Consider the following 14,325-nt stretch of genomic DNA (forward strand, 5'->3'; position numbering starts at 1 on the left):
CCTCCTCCTCCGTCCCTGAACACACACCAGAACACCCGGAGAAACACAAAGGGACCAAGGACACACGAGGGGGGCGCCCCGACCCGGCTGTTCCGCCCCGCCCCTGTTCGCGGTGCAAGGCTCAGGCCGAGTGCTCGACCTCCAGCAGCCAGATCCAGGTGGACGGCGCGCCGAACGCCTCCCGGCGCAGCACCCGCAGGCCGCCCGCGGAGAAGGCCGCCTCGTAGGCGTCCCGGCTCAGCAGCGGCGTCTCCATGAAGGCGTGCATCAGCTCGAACTCCAACGAGAAGGCCGGCAGCGGGCCTTCGTGCTGTTCCCAGGACTGCGCGTTGGTGTCCGCCAGCAGGAAGTACCGGGCGTCCGGGAAGGCGCGCCGCAGCGCGTCCACCACCTCGACCGGCTCGTCCGCGGCGGCGAAGAGGTCGTGCATCAGCAGGAAGCAGCCGACCAGGTCGATCCCCGGGAAGACCGGCCGCTCGGCGCCGAACAGCACGTCGCCGCAGATGATGTCCAGGTGCCGGGCGAGACCGGCCTCCGCCACCCGCTTCTCGGCGATCCCGCAGGCCGCCTCGCTGATGTCGATGCCGACACCGCGCCGCGGCTCCGCCCCACCGCCGGCCATCCGGATCAGCCGGGTGCCGTCCCCGCAGCCGAGGTCGGCGACGGCGCCGTAGTCGAGCCCCTCCAGGATGCGCCGCTCGACCGGCAGCATCAGCTCCGAGCCGACCTCGCCGGCGCCGCGGGCGATCCGCCCCTCGTCCCGGCGGACGTCCTTGCCGTAGACGGCCTGGCCGGTCGCGAGGTCCGAGAGTGCGGACATCAGCCCGCCGTACCCGCCGACCCCCCAGGTGAGGAAGCCACGGTGGCCCACCAGTTCCCGGCCTGCCGCGGTCAGGAACACGACCTCGTCACGGAGCTCCAGGTAGCCGAGCAGCGCCATGGTGTTCAGCAGCGCGCGCGTCCGGGGCAGCGTCGAGCCGGCCACGGCGGCCAGGTCGGTGATGGTCCTCGGGCCCTCGCCGAGCGCCGCCCAGACCCCCAGCTCGGCGAGGGCGAAGGCGGTCTGGGCGCCTATGTAGCCGTTGAACAGGCTCGGGAACTCCATCGGCGCGAAGGTCGGCGCGGTCCGCTCCCAGTGCGGGCGACGGCTCGGCCCGGCCTCCGCCTCGCCGGTCGTGGCGGACAGGACGCTCGCCAGCGCCGCACAGAACCGGTCCACCTGCTCGGGCGTGCCGACGGTCACCCGCAGCCGCCCCGGGAGGCCGAACGCCCCCAGGTCCCGGACCAGGATGCCGTGCTCGTCGGCCAGCCGGGCCGTGGTCGGGCCCGCGTCCTCTCCGACCTCGACCAGCACGAAGTTGGTCACCGAGGGCGTGTACCGGACACCGATCGCCGCCAGCCCGCGGTAGAGCCGCAGGCGCGCCTCCTCGGTGCGGGTGCGGACCGACTCGAGGAACCCGGGGTCGTCGAGTGCGGCGATCGCCGCTCGCTGGGCGGGCCGGTTGACGTCGAAGGGCAGCACCTGGCGGGTCTGCCAGAGCCGGGCGATCAGGTCCTCCCGGCCGAGCGCGTAGCCCACCCGGAGTGCCGCCAGCCCCCAGGCCTTGGAGAAGGTCCGCAGCACCAGGACCGGCCGGCCGGCCCGGACGGCCTCCAGCGTCTGGTCCGACTCCGGCCCGGCGAAGTCCAGGTAGGCCTCGTCGAAGACCGCGACGGTGTCGGTGGCCTCGGCCTCCGCGATGATCCGCTCGACCCCCGAGCGGTCGAGGACCGTCCCCGTGGGGTTGAGCGGGTTGCAGACGAAGACGGCGCCGGTCTCCGGGCCGAGCGCGGCCGCGAGGCCGGCCGCCGGGACGCGGTAGCCGTCCAGCGGCACCTCGGTCAGCGGCGCGCCGACCACCGCGGCGGAGCTCCGGTAGCCCGGGAAGGTGCTCCCGGTGACGACCGCTCCGCGTTCCGGGCTGAGGAAGGTGAGCGCGGTCAGCAGGACGAGCTCGTCGGTGCCGTTGCCGACCGCGACGTTGGCCGGCTGGAGGCCCACGTGCCGCGCGATCCGGGCCCGCAGGTCGGCGCACTGGCTCTCCGGGTACACGGCGCAGCGCTCGTCGATCTCGGCCCGGGCCGCCGCCACCGCTCCGGGCGGCCCGCCGTAGGGGGTCTCGTTGAGGTGCAGGCGCAGCTGGTCCGCCGAGGCGGGGGCGTCGCTGTTGTACGACTTGACGGACGGTTGGACGGTCATCGCTCCTCCTTCTCGCCCCGCTCGGGGCCATGGACGAAGAGGCCGAAGCAGAAGCTGCCCGGGACGGCCCTGCGGGTGACGAAGCGGTGCCGCATCCCGGCCGGCACGTACAGCGCGGCCGGGGCGGTCAGCACGAACTCTTCGTCCTCGACCTCGACGGAGATCTCCGCGTCGCCCGGCTCGGGGGCGAACAGCAGGTAGATCTCCGGGACGGTGTGGACGTGGGTCTCGGCGACGGGCTGGTCGACCAGGCCGCTGATCTCGGCGCCGGCCAGCTCGACCGGGAGTCCGCCGAACATCTCCCGGGTGAGGATGAACGGCACCGGCCGGTGGTGGCCCACCACCTCGCGGAGCAGTGGCAGCTGCTCCTGGGTCTCGACGGACCGGGGAGCGGTCATCGGGTTACCTCCGTAGTGTTTTCGGTGAGAGTCGGTGACCACCAGTCCCGGTGGTCGCGGTACCACTCCACGACCTCCTTGAGGCCCTGCCCGAAGTCCACCTGCGGCCGGTAGCCGAGCTCCTCGCGGATGAGGCTGTCGTCCACCGAGTAGCGCAGGTCGTGGGCCTTCCGGTCGGCCACCTTCCGGATCCGGTCCGGTCCGGCCCCGCAGAGTTCCAGCAGGCGCTCGGTCAGCTGGCGGTTGGTCATCGCCGTTCCGCCGCCGATGTTGTAGATCCGGCCCGCCCGGCCGCCGTCCAGGACGAGCTGGACGGCCCGGCAGTGGTCGGCGACGTGCAGCCACTCCCGGACGTTGCCGCCGTCGCCGTAGAGCGGCACGGTCCGGCCTTCGAGCAGGTTGGTCACGAACAGCGGGATGATCTTCTCCACGAACTGGTGGGGTCCGTAGTTGTTGGCGCAGCGCGTGATGCTCAGGTCGAGCCCGTGGGTGCGCCAGTAGCTCCGGGCCACCAGGTCGGAGGCGGCCTTGGACGCGGCGTAGGGCGAGTTGGGCTGCAGGGGTTCGTTCTCGTCCCAGGAGCCCTCGGCGATGGAGCCGTACACCTCGTCGGTGGAGATGTGCACGACCCGTTTGATCTTCGTCTCGACACAGCAGTCCAGCAGGTTCTGGGTGCCCATCACGTTCGTGCGGAAGAACGGTTCGGCGCCCGCGACCGAGCGGTCCACGTGCGACTCGGCGGCGAAGTGGACCACCGCGTCGTGGCCGGGCAGCACATCGAGCAGGGCCTCGCGGGAGCACACGTCGGCGGTGACCACCGTGAGCCGGGGGTTCCCGACCGGGAGGTTGGCGAGGTTGCCGGCGTAGGTGAGCTTGTCCAGGGCGGTGACGTGCGCCCCCTCGTATCCCTCGTACTCGTCGGCGAGCAGGGAGCGCACGTAGTGCGAGCCGATGAATCCGGCCGCGCCGGTCACCAGGATTCTCATGACCCCGCCTCCGGCCGGCCGCGCTCACCGACGGCCGGCTGCCGGCAGCCGGCCGGTACGGGTTGCTTCGGCATGGAGTGGGCCGGCGGGCGCGGCCGCGTCCCCGTTCCGCCCGACAGAACAAGCGCTTTCAATCTGTTCCCCTGCGTGGTCGGGAGCCGGGTGCGGTCTCGGCTCGGCCCTGCGCGGCATCTGTCCCTGCAGGCTAGGCAGGGCCTGTCGGGGCACCCGGGAGTCCTGGTGGAGTCCGGCTGGAGGCCTCCCGCGACCGGTCGCGCGTGGTCGCACGGGGGGATGAAGCGGGGCGTGGAGAGACGCAAAAGCGGCCCTGCCTTCCCGGCAGGGCCGCTTTCTGACACTTCTTCAGCAATGCGTCATCGGTTGATCAGCAGGACGACGCCGACCACCACCAGGACGATGATGACTCCGGCGATCGCACCCTTGGGCCCGTTCCCCTTGCCTCCCGGCACGAACGTCCCGCCACCGTCTCCGCCACCGGTCATGTCGTTCCCCTCTCTTCCGTTCCGCTCACTCGTTCCGCAACTGTCCGCGCACCAGCCGGCCGGCCGGGCGCGGGGCTCGGGGCCGGCTACTTCCGGACGAGGCCGTGGTCGTAGCCGGTGGTGTCGATCGAGTCCCAGTCCACCGTCACCGCCGGCGTGCGCGCGGCGGCGATCTCCTCCAGGGTGGCCACCAGCTGGGCCGGGGTCGGCCGCTCGGCGAGCTCGGCCACGAGCTTCTCCGCACTCTGCCGGTAGGACGGGTCACCGAGCAGCGCGTCGACGTGGCCCCGGATCTTCTCCACGGTGGCCTCCTTGCCGAACATGTGGATACCCGCCCCGGCGGCCGCCACCCGCTGCCCGTTCGCGTGCTGCTCCTCCTCGAACGGGATGGCCAGCTGCGGGACCCCGGCCACCACCGCGCTCATCACCGATCCGGCGCCGCCGTGGTGGACCACCGCGTCGCAGCTGGGCAGCAGCAGATTGATCGGGAACTGCTCCAGCACCCGGGCGTTGGCCGGGAGTTCCCCGAGGTACTCCATGTCCTTGGGGTTGATCGCCACCACCACCTCGGCGTCGAGGTCGGCGAGCGCCTCCAGGACCTTGGGCACCAGGAAGGCGTCGGGTCCGAACCGGCTCAGCGTGTGGCCCCAGACCACGCAGATCCGCCGCTTCGCCGGCTCCTCCGAGACCCACAGCGGCGCCTCGCCGGGGCCGTTGTACGGCAGGTAGCGGACGGGCAGCCGGGTCGCCCCGGTCGGCGGGGCGATGGCGGCCGGGCAGGGGTCGATCACGTGCGTGATCAGCTCACGGCCCTTGCCCTGCACCCCGAGCTTGCGCAGGATGCCGTTGTTGTACTCGGGCACGATGTCCATGCCGGGGTCGGTCTCCGCGGTACCGACCGGCCCCCACAGGTGGAGTACCGAGGGCAGCCCGTGGATCACCGCCGCGAACGGGCCCTCCGCGCTCATCATGTCGTGGATCACCAGGTCGGGCGCGAAGGTGCCGGTGTAGACGATCACCCGCTCCATCTTGCGCAGCCAGGCCTGGCCCCACTCGTTCTCGTACTTGCGCTTGTACGCGGGCCAGTCGAACTCGTCGGGGGAGGCCATCCGCTCCCCGGTGACCGGGTGGAGCAGCGGCAGGCCGTTGTCCCGCGCGACGCCGCGGATCACCCGCTGCTGGTGGAAGAGCCGCGCCCAGAACAGCGGATTGTCGTGGTCGTCCAGGATCGGGGCGGGCATCAGGCCGGCGCCGCGCACCCAGGGGGCCGACGCCGGAGTGCACATCACCCGTACCTCGTGGCCGGCGGCCTGCAGGGCCCAGCCCAGCGGCACCATGGGATAGAAGTGCCCGGCCCAGGGCGAGATGGTGAACAGAACCTTCATAGCGGTGGCCTCCACAGCAGGGCTCGACTGGCTCGCTCCACTCCAGCGCACCCCGGGGCAGAGCCCCTCGAAGCCCGGTCGAGCCACGTTGGAGCCCGGGCCCGCCCGCGGCGTCCGCCAGCCCGTTCCCGGCCGGACCAGCCGTTCTCCACCTGCTTTCCAGCCCGGTCGGAGAGAACTCCTGTGGTGGATCCACCCCGAGGAAGGACGACGTGCACCATGCGTTACGACGAGCTGTACCTCGCCGGGACCGGCGTCTGGCTGCCGGACCTGATGCCGGTCGACGAGGCCGTCGCGGCCGGTCTGATAGACGAACGCCGCGCCAAGGAAAGGGAGTTCGTCTCCGTCGCGGTGGCCGGTGCCGAGCACGCACCGCCGTGGATGGCAGCCCGGGCGGCCCGCGTCGCACTGGACCGGGCGGGCACTGAACCGGAGGACGTCGCCCTCGTGCTGCACTGCACCAACTGGTGGCAGGGGCTGGACCTGTGGTCCGCCGCCAGCTACGTCGCCCATGAGAGCGGGCTCCGCCGGGCCTCCGCCTTGGAGGTCACCCAGCGCTGCAACGCCGGGCTGGGCGCCCTCGAACTGGCGGCCACCCGGCTCACCGCACTGGCGGACCGCCGCAGCGCCGCCCTGGTGACCACCGGCGACCGGATGTGGGCCCCGCGGATCGACCGCTGGAACACGCTCGGCATCTCGATCTACGGCGACGCGGGCACCGCCGTGGTGCTCTCCCGCGGCGGCGGGTTCGCCCGCGTGATCGCCTCGTACACGGCGGCGGACAACTCCCTGGAGGCCCTCGGCCGGGGCCTTGAGGAGCTCACGCCGCAACCCCCGGCCCCGGGCCCCTGGGTGGACCTGGAGACCCGCGCCCGGGACCGGGTCGCCCTCGACATGCCGGACGCCGGCCACCGCCTCGCGGCCGCCCTGAACGACGCCCTGGACGGCATCCTCGACGAGTCCGGGCTCACCATGGACCAGATCACCAAGGTGGTCATCCCGCACACCCGCCAGGGCTCGGGCCGCCACGAGCTCCACGACCTGCTCGGCGTACCCGAGGACGCGACCACCTGGCAGTTCGGCGCCACCGTCGGCCACCTGACCAGCGGCGACCAGTTCGCCGGCCTCGACCACCTGATCCGCACCGGCGCCGTCGCCCCCGGCGACCACGTCCTCCTCTGGGGCGGCGGCGCCGGCTACACCTGCACCGCCTTCGCCATCGAGATCCTCGCCACCCCGCCCTGGGCCGCCTGACCGCCCACTCCCCACCCGGAAACACCAAAGCCGCAGGTCATATGACCTGCGGCTTTGTGATTGAGGCGGTCTTCCGAAGGCAGCAGCCGTCGGCGCCGGCGTGGTACTGCTTCTCCTCAGCCGGCAGCGGGGCGTCAGCCCCGCCGGCCCCCGAGTACTCGCACCTCGTCGGCGTAGAGCTCGGCAGGGTCGAATCCCATGCCGGTGAAGTGCCCGGCGAGTTCGAGCGAGAGGACGCCGTGCAGGCGGGTCCAGAAGGTGAGGGCCCGACGGAGCACCGATGACGGGGCCGGGTGTTCTCCGGCCCAGGCTCGGTTCTCGGCGAGGTGGCTGTCGAGCGGGTGCGGCGTGGCGGGCGGCTGCCCGGCGGCGCAGGCGTCGAGGAGGTGCGCCATGATCTCGCCGGCGATGCGCGTGGTGTCCTCGGGCGCTTCGTACCCGGGCACGGGAGTGCCGTAGACGAGAAGGTACCGCTGGGGATCGTCCAGGGCCCACCGGCGCAGCGCCTGCGCCAGGCCTTCGAGGTCGGTGCCGGCCTCGATGCGGGCGGCGAAGGTGTCGGCCAGGCTGCGGTACGCGTCCCTGACGAGCTCGGTGATCAGCTGGTCGCGGTTGGCGAAGTACCGGTAGAGGGCCGGTCCGCTCATGCCCATCTGCTTGGCGATGGCATTGAGGGACAGCGCTGAGGCCCCGGCGGTGGCGATCTGCCCCCAGGCGTGCTGCTTGATCTCCTCCTGCACCTGCGCCCGGTAGCGCCCCCTCGGTGTCCTCGTACCCGGTTCGCCCATGACCCGCCTTCCTCTCTCCGACCACTGTTAGTTAGAGGCTATCACCATCGCTCTTGACTCTCACATTTCGATGGTGCTACAACTTCTAACGAACGCGAAAGCATCTACGAGAAAGAGGCGATCATGAGCACCGAACGTCGCATCGAGGTCGTCCTGCCGGGCATCGTGGCGCCGGAGGGCCTGGAGATCCGCGAGAGCACCGTTCCGGAGGCGGGCCGGGGGCAGATCGTGGTCGCCATGGAGGCGACCGGCGTCTCGTTCGCCGAGCAGCAGATGCGCCGCGGGCGGTACTACGACCAGCCGGCCTTCCCGTTCGTGCCCGGCTACGACCTGGTCGGCCGGGTGCTGGCCACCGGCGCGGGTGTCGACCCGGCCCTGGCCGGGCAGCGGGTGGCCGCCCTGGTGAAGGTCGGCGGGTGGGCCAGCCACGTCGTCGTCGACGCCGACGACGCGGTCCGAGTCCCGGAGGGCCTCACGGCGGCGGAGGCCGAGACCGTCGTGGTCAACGGCATCACGGCCTGGCAGATGCTTCACCGCAAGGCCCGGGTGCGCGCCGGCCAGACCGTCCTGGTGCACGGCGCCGGCGGCGGCGTCGGCTCGGTCCTGGTCCAACTCGCCCGCGCGGCTGGCGTGAAGGTGATCGGCACGGCCTCCGCCCGGCACCACGACGCCCTGCGCGACCTGGGCGTCCTCCCGGTCGACTACCGGGCCGGCGACGTGCCCGCGCACGTCCGCGAACTGGCACCCGGCGGAGTGGACGCCGTCTTCGACCACGTCGGCGGCCGGAGCGTCGTCGACTCCTGGCATCTGCTCGCCCCCGGCGGCACCCTCATCTCCTACGGCAGCGCCTCCACCCGCGACGACTCCGGCTCCAAGCAGTGGCCCGTCCTGAAGATCCTCGCCCGCACCTGGCTCTGGAACACCCTGCCCAACGGACGCCGCGCCCACTTCTACAACATCTGGGCCGGCCGCCCGCTGAACAAGGACCGCTTCCGGGCCCGGCTGCGCGCCGACCTCACCGAGGTCTTCGCCGCCGTCCGCCGCGGCGAGGTCACCGCCCGCATCGCCGCCCAACTGCCGCTCGCCGAGGCCGCCGAAGCCCTGCGCCTGGCCGAGTCGGGCACCGTCTCCGGCAAGGTCGTGCTGACCCCCTGACGCGCGCCGATCCCACGGACCCTCCTGTCGACCCACCGCCACCCGAAGGAGCACCACCATGACGTCCAGCCCGCGCCGCACCCTGACCGCACTGCTCAGCGCCACGGCCGTCTGCGCCGTACTCGGCACCACTGCCGCCGCCGCACAGCCCGCCGCACCGCGCCTGCCGAAGGCCGTCGCCGCATGGGCCGCCGCATGGAACGGCGCCGACCCCCAGGCGCTCGGCGCCCTGTTCACCGCGGACAGCACCTACACCGACCAGGGCGTGGGCGTCACCTTCCACGGCCGCCAGGAGATCGCGGGGTGGAAGGCCCGCACCGACAGCCTCATCGACGACGTCCACGTCACGGTGAAGGCCACCCACCAGGACGGTCCCCACATCACCGTCAAAGCCGTCTACTCCGGCCACCTCAAGGGTGCCCCCAAGCCGTTCGCCGTGCCGATGGCCACCCTCCTCGACCTCGGCGAGCACCACCGGATCGCCTCCGACCAGGACTACTACAGCCTCAACTCCGTCCTCACCCAGTCCGGCCTGCCCGCCGACTGGACCCCGCCCACCCATTGAGCCGACGCTCCCGGCCGTCGTCGGCCGGCACCCGCGCGACGGCCGCCCGGGGTTTTCGCCCGCGGGCACGAAGGCTTCGACCGGGGCAACATCCGCATCGACTTCGACCGCCGACAAGTCACCTGCCCCCAGGGGCAGATGAGCCATGGCATGGATGTGGAACTCACCCGGGAGCTCGGAACAGGCATGCCCGACCAACAGGGCGCCCGAGGGGCACGACGGCCGAAAGCAGCACGCCAACAGCAAAGGCCCAGATCGGGGATCATGTCCCTGACCTGGGCCTTTACTACTGGAGCGGGCGACGAGAATCGAACTCGCGCTATAAGCTTGGGAAGCTCATGTTCTACCATTAAACTACGCCCGCCTGATGAGCCGTCAGAGACCGCTCGATCCGCCATCACTGTACCCCATCCGTGACGCCGGTTGCACAGGTGGCGGGGGGCCGTGGCGGAGGCGGCTGGGGGCAGGGCGGGGGGCGTACTGTTTGGGCCGCGTGAGAGTGCTCCGGCGGGTGGGTTCGGGGGCGGCGAGCCGCGGTGTGGAATGTCCGGAACTTCCCCTAATGTGACGCTGTCCCGGGGGCCTCGGCCCGTTCGGGGCGCGATGAGTACGGGTGAGTACTGGGGTAAGGATGGGAAGGGGACCGATGGAGCAGCGCGCCGTCGTTCGTTGTGCCGAGGGGCACCTGTTCAGCACCACCACGTTCCCGATGCAGAATCTCGGGCCCGGCCGGCTGGGGCCCGGCCGGTTGATCCGCTGTCCGCAGTGTGGACGGCTGCGGAGTTCGGTGCTGGCCGACGTGCAGGAGCTGTCCGCGCCGCAACTGGCCCGGGCGATGCGGCTGGAGGCCGCGGAGTTCCTGGCCTGACCGAGGCGGAAGCGGCGCGGAAGCGTGGCAGGAGTGACGGGTGCGGCCCCGGGCGATTCGTCCGGGGCCGTGTCGTGCACGTAACCTCGAAGCGTGCTGCTCTCTGACAAGGACATCCGGACCGAAATCGACAAGGGCCGGGTCATGATCGACCCGTTCGACCCTGCGATGATCCAGCCCTCCAGTATCGATGTGCGACTGGACCGCTTCTTCCGGGTCTTCGAGAACCACCGTTACCCGCACATCGACCCCTCCGAGGAGCAGCCGGACCTGACTCGGCTGGTCGAGCCGGAGGGCGACGACGCCTTCATCCTGCACCCGGGCGAGTTCGTGCTGGCGTCGACGTACGAGGTCATCACGCTGCCCGACGACGTCGCCTCGCGGCTGGAGGGCAAGTCCAGCCTGGGCCGGCTCGGCCTGCTGACGCACTCCACGGCCGGCTTCATCGACCCCGGCTTCAGCGGGCACGTCACGCTGGAGCTGTCGAACGTCGCGACGCTGCCGATCAAGCTCTACCCGGGCATGAAGATCGGGCAGCTCTGCCTGTTCCGGCTCTCCTCGCCGTCCGAGCACCCGTACGGCTCGGCGCGCTACGGCTCGCGCTACCAGGGGCAGCGCGGCCCGACGCCGTCCCGCTCGTTCCTGAACTTCCACCGTACGAAGATCTGATCCGAGGATCAGAGAAGAAGACGACGCAGAGCGCACGCACAGCGGGCGGCCACCCCCGGACGATGGGGTGGCCGCCCTCGGCGTTACAGGCCCACCCAGGCCCGCCCAGGGGCGCCAGCCGGCTCAGGGACCGCTAGGGGCCGCTCAGGGACCGAAGGACCGGCTCAGCGCCCGCTCAGGCGCGCTTGGGGCGGGTGACGGCGACCAGCTCGCTGCCGTCCTCGGAGAGGCGCAGCTCGGTGCGGAGCTCGGCCAGCTCGCCGAGGTGGTGCAGGTGGGTGCCGCCGCAGAAGATCTGCGCGGGGCCCTCGGGCAGCTCGCAGTGCCACTGGCGGCGCGCGGTCAGCTCGGGGCCGGGGACGTCGATGCGGACGGCGGCGTCGGCGGCGACCCAGGCGGCCAGCTGCCGGTTGACGGCCTCGGTGAGGGCGGGCAGGGCGTCGGCGAGGGCCGGGAAGTCCTCGGTCGCCTCGGTGGTGAAGCCCTTCTTGCGGAGCGACTTGCCGAGCCGGTAGGTGTCGGTGCTCGCCTCGGTGTCCATCACCGAGGTGGCCATCGCGAGACTGTCGAAGTCCGGGTTGCCGAACGCGTCGGCGCGGCCCGGGTCCTTGCGCCAGCGCGGGGCCAGGGCAGCGTTCAGGGCGAGGGCGAGCAGGTGGCAGCCGCTGTGCGAGGCGCAGAGGGCGGCGCGGCGCTCGGCGTCGACGGCGAGCACCGCCACCTTGCCGGCCAGGTCGCCCGGGTCGCCGTCGACCACGTGCAGGACCAGCCAGGACCACTCCTCGTCGCCGCGGCGGACCGGAATGTCGGCGCCGACCAGCGGCGCGCCGCCATCCGGGCCGACCGCGCCGGTCAGGCAGTCGACGACGGCCAGCTCGGTGCCGTCGACGGTGAGGGTGCCGAGGTCGGCGGGCTGGTCGGGCCAGGTGTGGTCGAGCGGGTGGAACGGGGTCGCCTCGGTGACGACCGCGTACCGTCCGCCGTCCAGCGGGTGCACCGCGAGCACCGGGGACTCGCCGGTCACCGCCCCGGCCGGGAAGCTGACGTGGGTGGTGGGGAGGGTCATTTCCTGGCTCCGTGCGCGTGAGGGTGGTGGAAGCGGAACGGGCCCCGCAGGCGGGGCCCGTCGTCCATTCTCTCCCGGCACCGCGTGGCGCGGGCAGCGCCCGGTCCCGGGCCTGCGGGCTCAGCCCAGGGTCGGCAGCTTGATCAGCACCAGCAGCGCCAGGAGCTGCAGCGCGGCCGCGCCGGCCGCCTTGCCCCAGGGCAGGTCGTGCAGCCGGCGAACCATGGTGGTCAGCAGCACGGCGCAGAGCACCCAGGTCGCCCAGCCGACGGCCTGGACCACGATGTTGTCGGAGGGCAGCACCAGGGCCAGCAGCAGCCGGGGCGCGTCCGTCGTCCAGCCGATCAGCACGGCCAGGCCGACCGTCGACTTCCACGGGCCGTCCCCGCCGAACTGGCGGGCCAGCGCGTACGTCACCCCGCCGAGCATGGCGCCGGCCAGGGTGAAGCAGACCGCGGCGGCGAGGATGGCGGTGAGGGCGACGCCGAAGGCCGACTTGAAGACGTCGTCGCGGGTCAGGCCGATGCCGAGCACGGCCAGCGCGCCGTAGAGCAGCGAGACGGTGAGCGCGGGGAGCCAGACCTGGTGGTCGCGGGTGCGGTCGAAGGTCGCGGTCGGGTTGCGGAAGAGGCCGGTCAGCAGCTCGCGCCAGGTCGGGCGCGGGCCGGAGACGTGCGGGGCGGACTGGCCGCCGGCCCGGTAGACGGCCACGTTGTCCTGGGCGTAGCCCTGGTCCTGGCCGTACGCCTGCTCCTGGCCGTACGCCTGGTCCTGGCCGTAGCCGTAGGGCCCGCCCTGGTCGTAGCCGCCGTCCGGGTACGGCTGCCCGTACTCCTGCGGGTACCCCTGCCCTTGCCCCTGGTACGGGTACGGCTCACCACCGTACGGGTCACCGCCGGTCGGGAACGCCCGGGTGTGGCCGGGCTGGTCGGCGGCGTACGGGTCGTGCCCGCCCTGGCCGCCGTGGGCCTGTCCCCCACCCTGGGCCTGGCCACCGCCGTGTCCCTGGCCGCCCCCCGGCGCTCCCCGGTGCGGGGCGGTGAAGTACTCCGGCCCGTCCGCCTGCCCGTGCCCCCCGGGCACCCCCGCCGAGGGCGGAGGCGCCGACCACCCGCCGTGGGGGTCGGCGCCCTGACCGCTGTCGTATCGATTACCAGCCACGATCCGAAGGTACCCGTCCGGCTGACTCCGCGTCGGCCGGCGGCCGGGCCGGGGCCGGTTTGCAGCGAGCCTGTGACGGCCGGGCGGCCCGCTCGCGCTCAGCGCTGTGCGGACACCTTGGGCGCGTGCACCGCCGCGGCGGCCGTGGTCCCGGCCGGGCAGCCGCCCGGGCCGGCCGAGGTGCGGACGGCGCCGACCGGCAGCAGCGTGCCGCAGGCGATCCGGATGCCGCTCGGCAGCTCGTTGTCGGCCTCGACGATCGCGCCGTCGCCGATCACCGCGCCGTCCAGCGCCGTCCGGTCGCCGATGGTGGCGTAGGCGCCCACGATGGAGTCCTTGACCAGGCCGTCCGGGCCGATCACCGCGCCGGGCAGGATGACGCTGCTCTCGACGATCGCGCCGGCCTCGACCACCGCGCCCTCGGAGACGACGCTGCCGCCGCTCAGCACCGCGCCCGGGTGGACGGTCGCGCCGGGCAGCAGCAGGGCGTCGCCGGTCGGGCCGGGGACGGCCGGGGAGTCGACCTTGCCGAGCACCAGGTCGGCCGAGCCGCGGACGAAGGCGGCCGGGGTGCCGAGGTCCAGCCAGTACGAGGTGTCCACGACGCCGCGCAGCAGCGCGCCGGTGGCCAGCAGCTCGGGGAAGGTCTCGCGCTCGACGGAGACCTCCCGGCCGGCCGGGATGCGGTCGATCACGGACCGGGTGAAGACGTAGCAGCCGGCGTTGATCTGGTCCGTGACGATCTGCTCGGGCGTCTCCGGCTTCTCCAGGAACTCCAGCACCCGGCCGTTCTCGTCGGTCGGGACCAGCCCGAACGCGCGCGGGTCCTCGACCCGGGTGAGGTGCAGGGTGACGTCGGCCCCTGCGGCCACGTGGCCGTCCCGCAGGGCGGCGATGTCGACGCCGGACAGGATGTCTCCGTTGAAGACGAGGACCGGCTCGTCGGGGCCGCAGGTGAGCCCGGAGGCGGCGTTGCGGATCGCGCCGCCGGTGCCGAGCGGCTCGCGCTCGGTCAGGTAGACCAGCTCGATGCCGTACGGGGTGCCGTCCTGGAAGTGGTCCTCGAATACCTCGGCCAGGTACGAGGTGGCCAGCACCACGCGGGTGACCCCCGCGGCGGCCGCACGGGCCAGCTGGTGCGCGATGAACGGGACGCCTGCCACGGGCAGCATGGGCTTCGGGGTGTGGGTGGTCAGCGGACGCAGTCGCGTGCCCTTACCACCGACCAGCATGATCGCCTCGGTCATGGTCTGCGCTGTTCCCCTTGTGGTCTCTGCGGCCCGGCCCG

Annotated in this window: 13 protein-coding genes, 1 tRNA gene and 1 pseudogene; 5 read left to right on the plus strand and 10 right to left on the minus strand. The window is 72.6% G+C overall.

Annotated elements, in window-relative coordinates; all coding sequences use genetic code 11:
* Positions 1–121: 121 nt before the first annotated feature.
* The 5 genes from ACZ6NC_RS34420 to ACZ6NC_RS34440 form a co-directional block, all read right to left on the minus strand.
* Positions 122–2,239 carry an aminotransferase class I/II-fold pyridoxal phosphate-dependent enzyme gene (locus ACZ6NC_RS34420; protein ID WP_465737804.1) on the minus strand — a complete coding sequence of 706 codons (2,118 nt, stop codon included), beginning with the start codon at positions 2,237–2,239 and terminating at the stop codon, positions 122–124.
* Entirely contained in the window at positions 2,236–2,637 is a 402-nt protein-coding gene (locus ACZ6NC_RS34425) for a cupin domain-containing protein (RefSeq protein WP_465737805.1), read from the minus strand. The genes ACZ6NC_RS34420 and ACZ6NC_RS34425 overlap by 4 nt, the downstream gene beginning before the upstream one ends.
* Positions 2,634–3,623, minus strand: coding sequence for a dTDP-glucose 4,6-dehydratase (gene rfbB, locus ACZ6NC_RS34430; protein ID WP_465737806.1), 990 nt, complete (start codon positions 3,621–3,623; stop codon positions 2,634–2,636). The genes ACZ6NC_RS34425 and rfbB overlap by 4 nt, the downstream gene beginning before the upstream one ends.
* Before the next feature lie 374 nt (positions 3,624–3,997).
* Entirely contained in the window at positions 3,998–4,126 is a 129-nt protein-coding gene (locus ACZ6NC_RS34435) for a hypothetical protein (RefSeq protein ID WP_465737807.1), read from the minus strand.
* Between the two features lie 86 nt (positions 4,127–4,212).
* The gene (locus ACZ6NC_RS34440) at positions 4,213–5,511 is read right to left on the minus strand and encodes a nucleotide disphospho-sugar-binding domain-containing protein (protein WP_465737808.1); all 1,299 of its coding nucleotides are present in this window, start codon (positions 5,509–5,511) and stop codon (positions 4,213–4,215) included.
* 219 nt (positions 5,512–5,730) lie between these two features.
* Here ACZ6NC_RS34440 and ACZ6NC_RS34445 point away from each other — a divergent pair, with 219 nt between their 5' ends.
* Entirely contained in the window at positions 5,731–6,765 is a 1,035-nt protein-coding gene (locus ACZ6NC_RS34445; RefSeq protein ID WP_465737809.1) for a ketoacyl-ACP synthase III family protein, read from the plus strand.
* A 134-nt stretch (positions 6,766–6,899) separates the two neighbouring features.
* Here the strand turns inward: ACZ6NC_RS34445 and ACZ6NC_RS34450 are convergent, their stop codons facing one another.
* A complete protein-coding gene (locus ACZ6NC_RS34450) occupies positions 6,900–7,553 on the minus strand; it encodes a TetR/AcrR family transcriptional regulator (RefSeq protein WP_465737810.1) in 654 nt (217 codons plus the stop codon).
* A gap of 123 nt (positions 7,554–7,676) precedes the next feature.
* Between ACZ6NC_RS34450 and ACZ6NC_RS34455 the strand changes: the two genes are divergently transcribed.
* Together ACZ6NC_RS34455 and ACZ6NC_RS34460 are read left to right on the plus strand one after the other, a co-directional pair.
* Positions 7,677–8,708, plus strand: coding sequence for a medium chain dehydrogenase/reductase family protein (locus tag ACZ6NC_RS34455; RefSeq protein ID WP_465737811.1), 1,032 nt, complete (start codon positions 7,677–7,679; stop codon positions 8,706–8,708).
* A gap of 58 nt (positions 8,709–8,766) precedes the next feature.
* Positions 8,767–9,273, plus strand: coding sequence for a nuclear transport factor 2 family protein (locus tag ACZ6NC_RS34460; RefSeq protein WP_465737812.1), 507 nt, complete (start codon positions 8,767–8,769; stop codon positions 9,271–9,273).
* Positions 9,274–9,563: 290 nt separating this feature from the next.
* Here the strand turns inward: ACZ6NC_RS34460 and ACZ6NC_RS34465 are convergent.
* Positions 9,564–9,637, minus strand: a tRNA-Gly gene (locus tag ACZ6NC_RS34465).
* 282 nt (positions 9,638–9,919) lie between these two features.
* Here ACZ6NC_RS34465 and ACZ6NC_RS34470 point away from each other — a divergent pair.
* A complete protein-coding gene (locus ACZ6NC_RS34470; protein ID WP_153461495.1) occupies positions 9,920–10,141 on the plus strand; it encodes a hypothetical protein in 222 nt (73 codons plus the stop codon).
* 93 nt (positions 10,142–10,234) lie between these two features.
* Positions 10,235–10,810 (plus strand): dCTP deaminase, encoded by a 576-nt coding sequence (gene dcd / locus ACZ6NC_RS34475; protein WP_465737813.1) that lies wholly within the window; start codon positions 10,235–10,237, stop codon positions 10,808–10,810.
* Between the two features lie 175 nt (positions 10,811–10,985).
* On the opposite strand, the gene ACZ6NC_RS34480 is transcribed toward dcd, so the two are convergent.
* The 3 genes and pseudogenes from ACZ6NC_RS34480 to manB form a co-directional block, all read right to left on the minus strand.
* Positions 10,986–11,876, minus strand: a complete 891-nt coding sequence (locus tag ACZ6NC_RS34480) for an alanyl-tRNA editing protein (RefSeq protein WP_465737814.1) — start codon at positions 11,874–11,876, stop codon at positions 10,986–10,988.
* A 120-nt stretch (positions 11,877–11,996) separates the two neighbouring features.
* Positions 11,997–13,037, minus strand: a complete 1,041-nt coding sequence (locus ACZ6NC_RS34485; RefSeq protein ID WP_465737815.1) for a Yip1 family protein — start codon at positions 13,035–13,037, stop codon at positions 11,997–11,999.
* A 173-nt stretch (positions 13,038–13,210) separates the two neighbouring features.
* A pseudogene (gene manB, locus ACZ6NC_RS34490) lies at positions 13,211–14,284 on the minus strand (mannose-1-phosphate guanylyltransferase); the annotation flags it as partial.
* Between the last annotated feature and the right edge of the window lie 41 nt (positions 14,285–14,325).

Source organism: Kitasatospora sp. NPDC041988, from assembly GCF_055588525.1.

What these genes read in the sequence shown, in the direction of transcription:
- ACZ6NC_RS34420 (WP_465737804.1), bottom strand. Translation starts at nt 2,239, where the DNA reads ATGACCGTCCAACCGTCCGTCAAGTCGTACAACAGCGACGCCCCCGCC.
- ACZ6NC_RS34425 (WP_465737805.1), bottom strand. Translation starts at nt 2,637, where the DNA reads ATGACCGCTCCCCGGTCCGTCGAGACCCAGGAGCAGCTGCCACTGCTC.
- rfbB (WP_465737806.1), bottom strand. Translation starts at nt 3,623, where the DNA reads ATGAGAATCCTGGTGACCGGCGCGGCCGGATTCATCGGCTCGCACTAC.
- ACZ6NC_RS34435 (WP_465737807.1), bottom strand. Translation starts at nt 4,126, where the DNA reads ATGACCGGTGGCGGAGACGGTGGCGGGACGTTCGTGCCGGGAGGCAAG.
- ACZ6NC_RS34440 (WP_465737808.1), bottom strand. Translation starts at nt 5,511, where the DNA reads ATGAAGGTTCTGTTCACCATCTCGCCCTGGGCCGGGCACTTCTATCCC.
- ACZ6NC_RS34445 (WP_465737809.1), top strand. Translation starts at nt 5,731, where the DNA reads ATGCGTTACGACGAGCTGTACCTCGCCGGGACCGGCGTCTGGCTGCCG.
- ACZ6NC_RS34450 (WP_465737810.1), bottom strand. Translation starts at nt 7,553, where the DNA reads ATGGGCGAACCGGGTACGAGGACACCGAGGGGGCGCTACCGGGCGCAG.
- ACZ6NC_RS34455 (WP_465737811.1), top strand. Translation starts at nt 7,677, where the DNA reads ATGAGCACCGAACGTCGCATCGAGGTCGTCCTGCCGGGCATCGTGGCG.
- ACZ6NC_RS34460 (WP_465737812.1), top strand. Translation starts at nt 8,767, where the DNA reads ATGACGTCCAGCCCGCGCCGCACCCTGACCGCACTGCTCAGCGCCACG.
- ACZ6NC_RS34470 (WP_153461495.1), top strand. Translation starts at nt 9,920, where the DNA reads ATGGAGCAGCGCGCCGTCGTTCGTTGTGCCGAGGGGCACCTGTTCAGC.
- ACZ6NC_RS34480 (WP_465737814.1), bottom strand. Translation starts at nt 11,876, where the DNA reads ATGACCCTCCCCACCACCCACGTCAGCTTCCCGGCCGGGGCGGTGACC.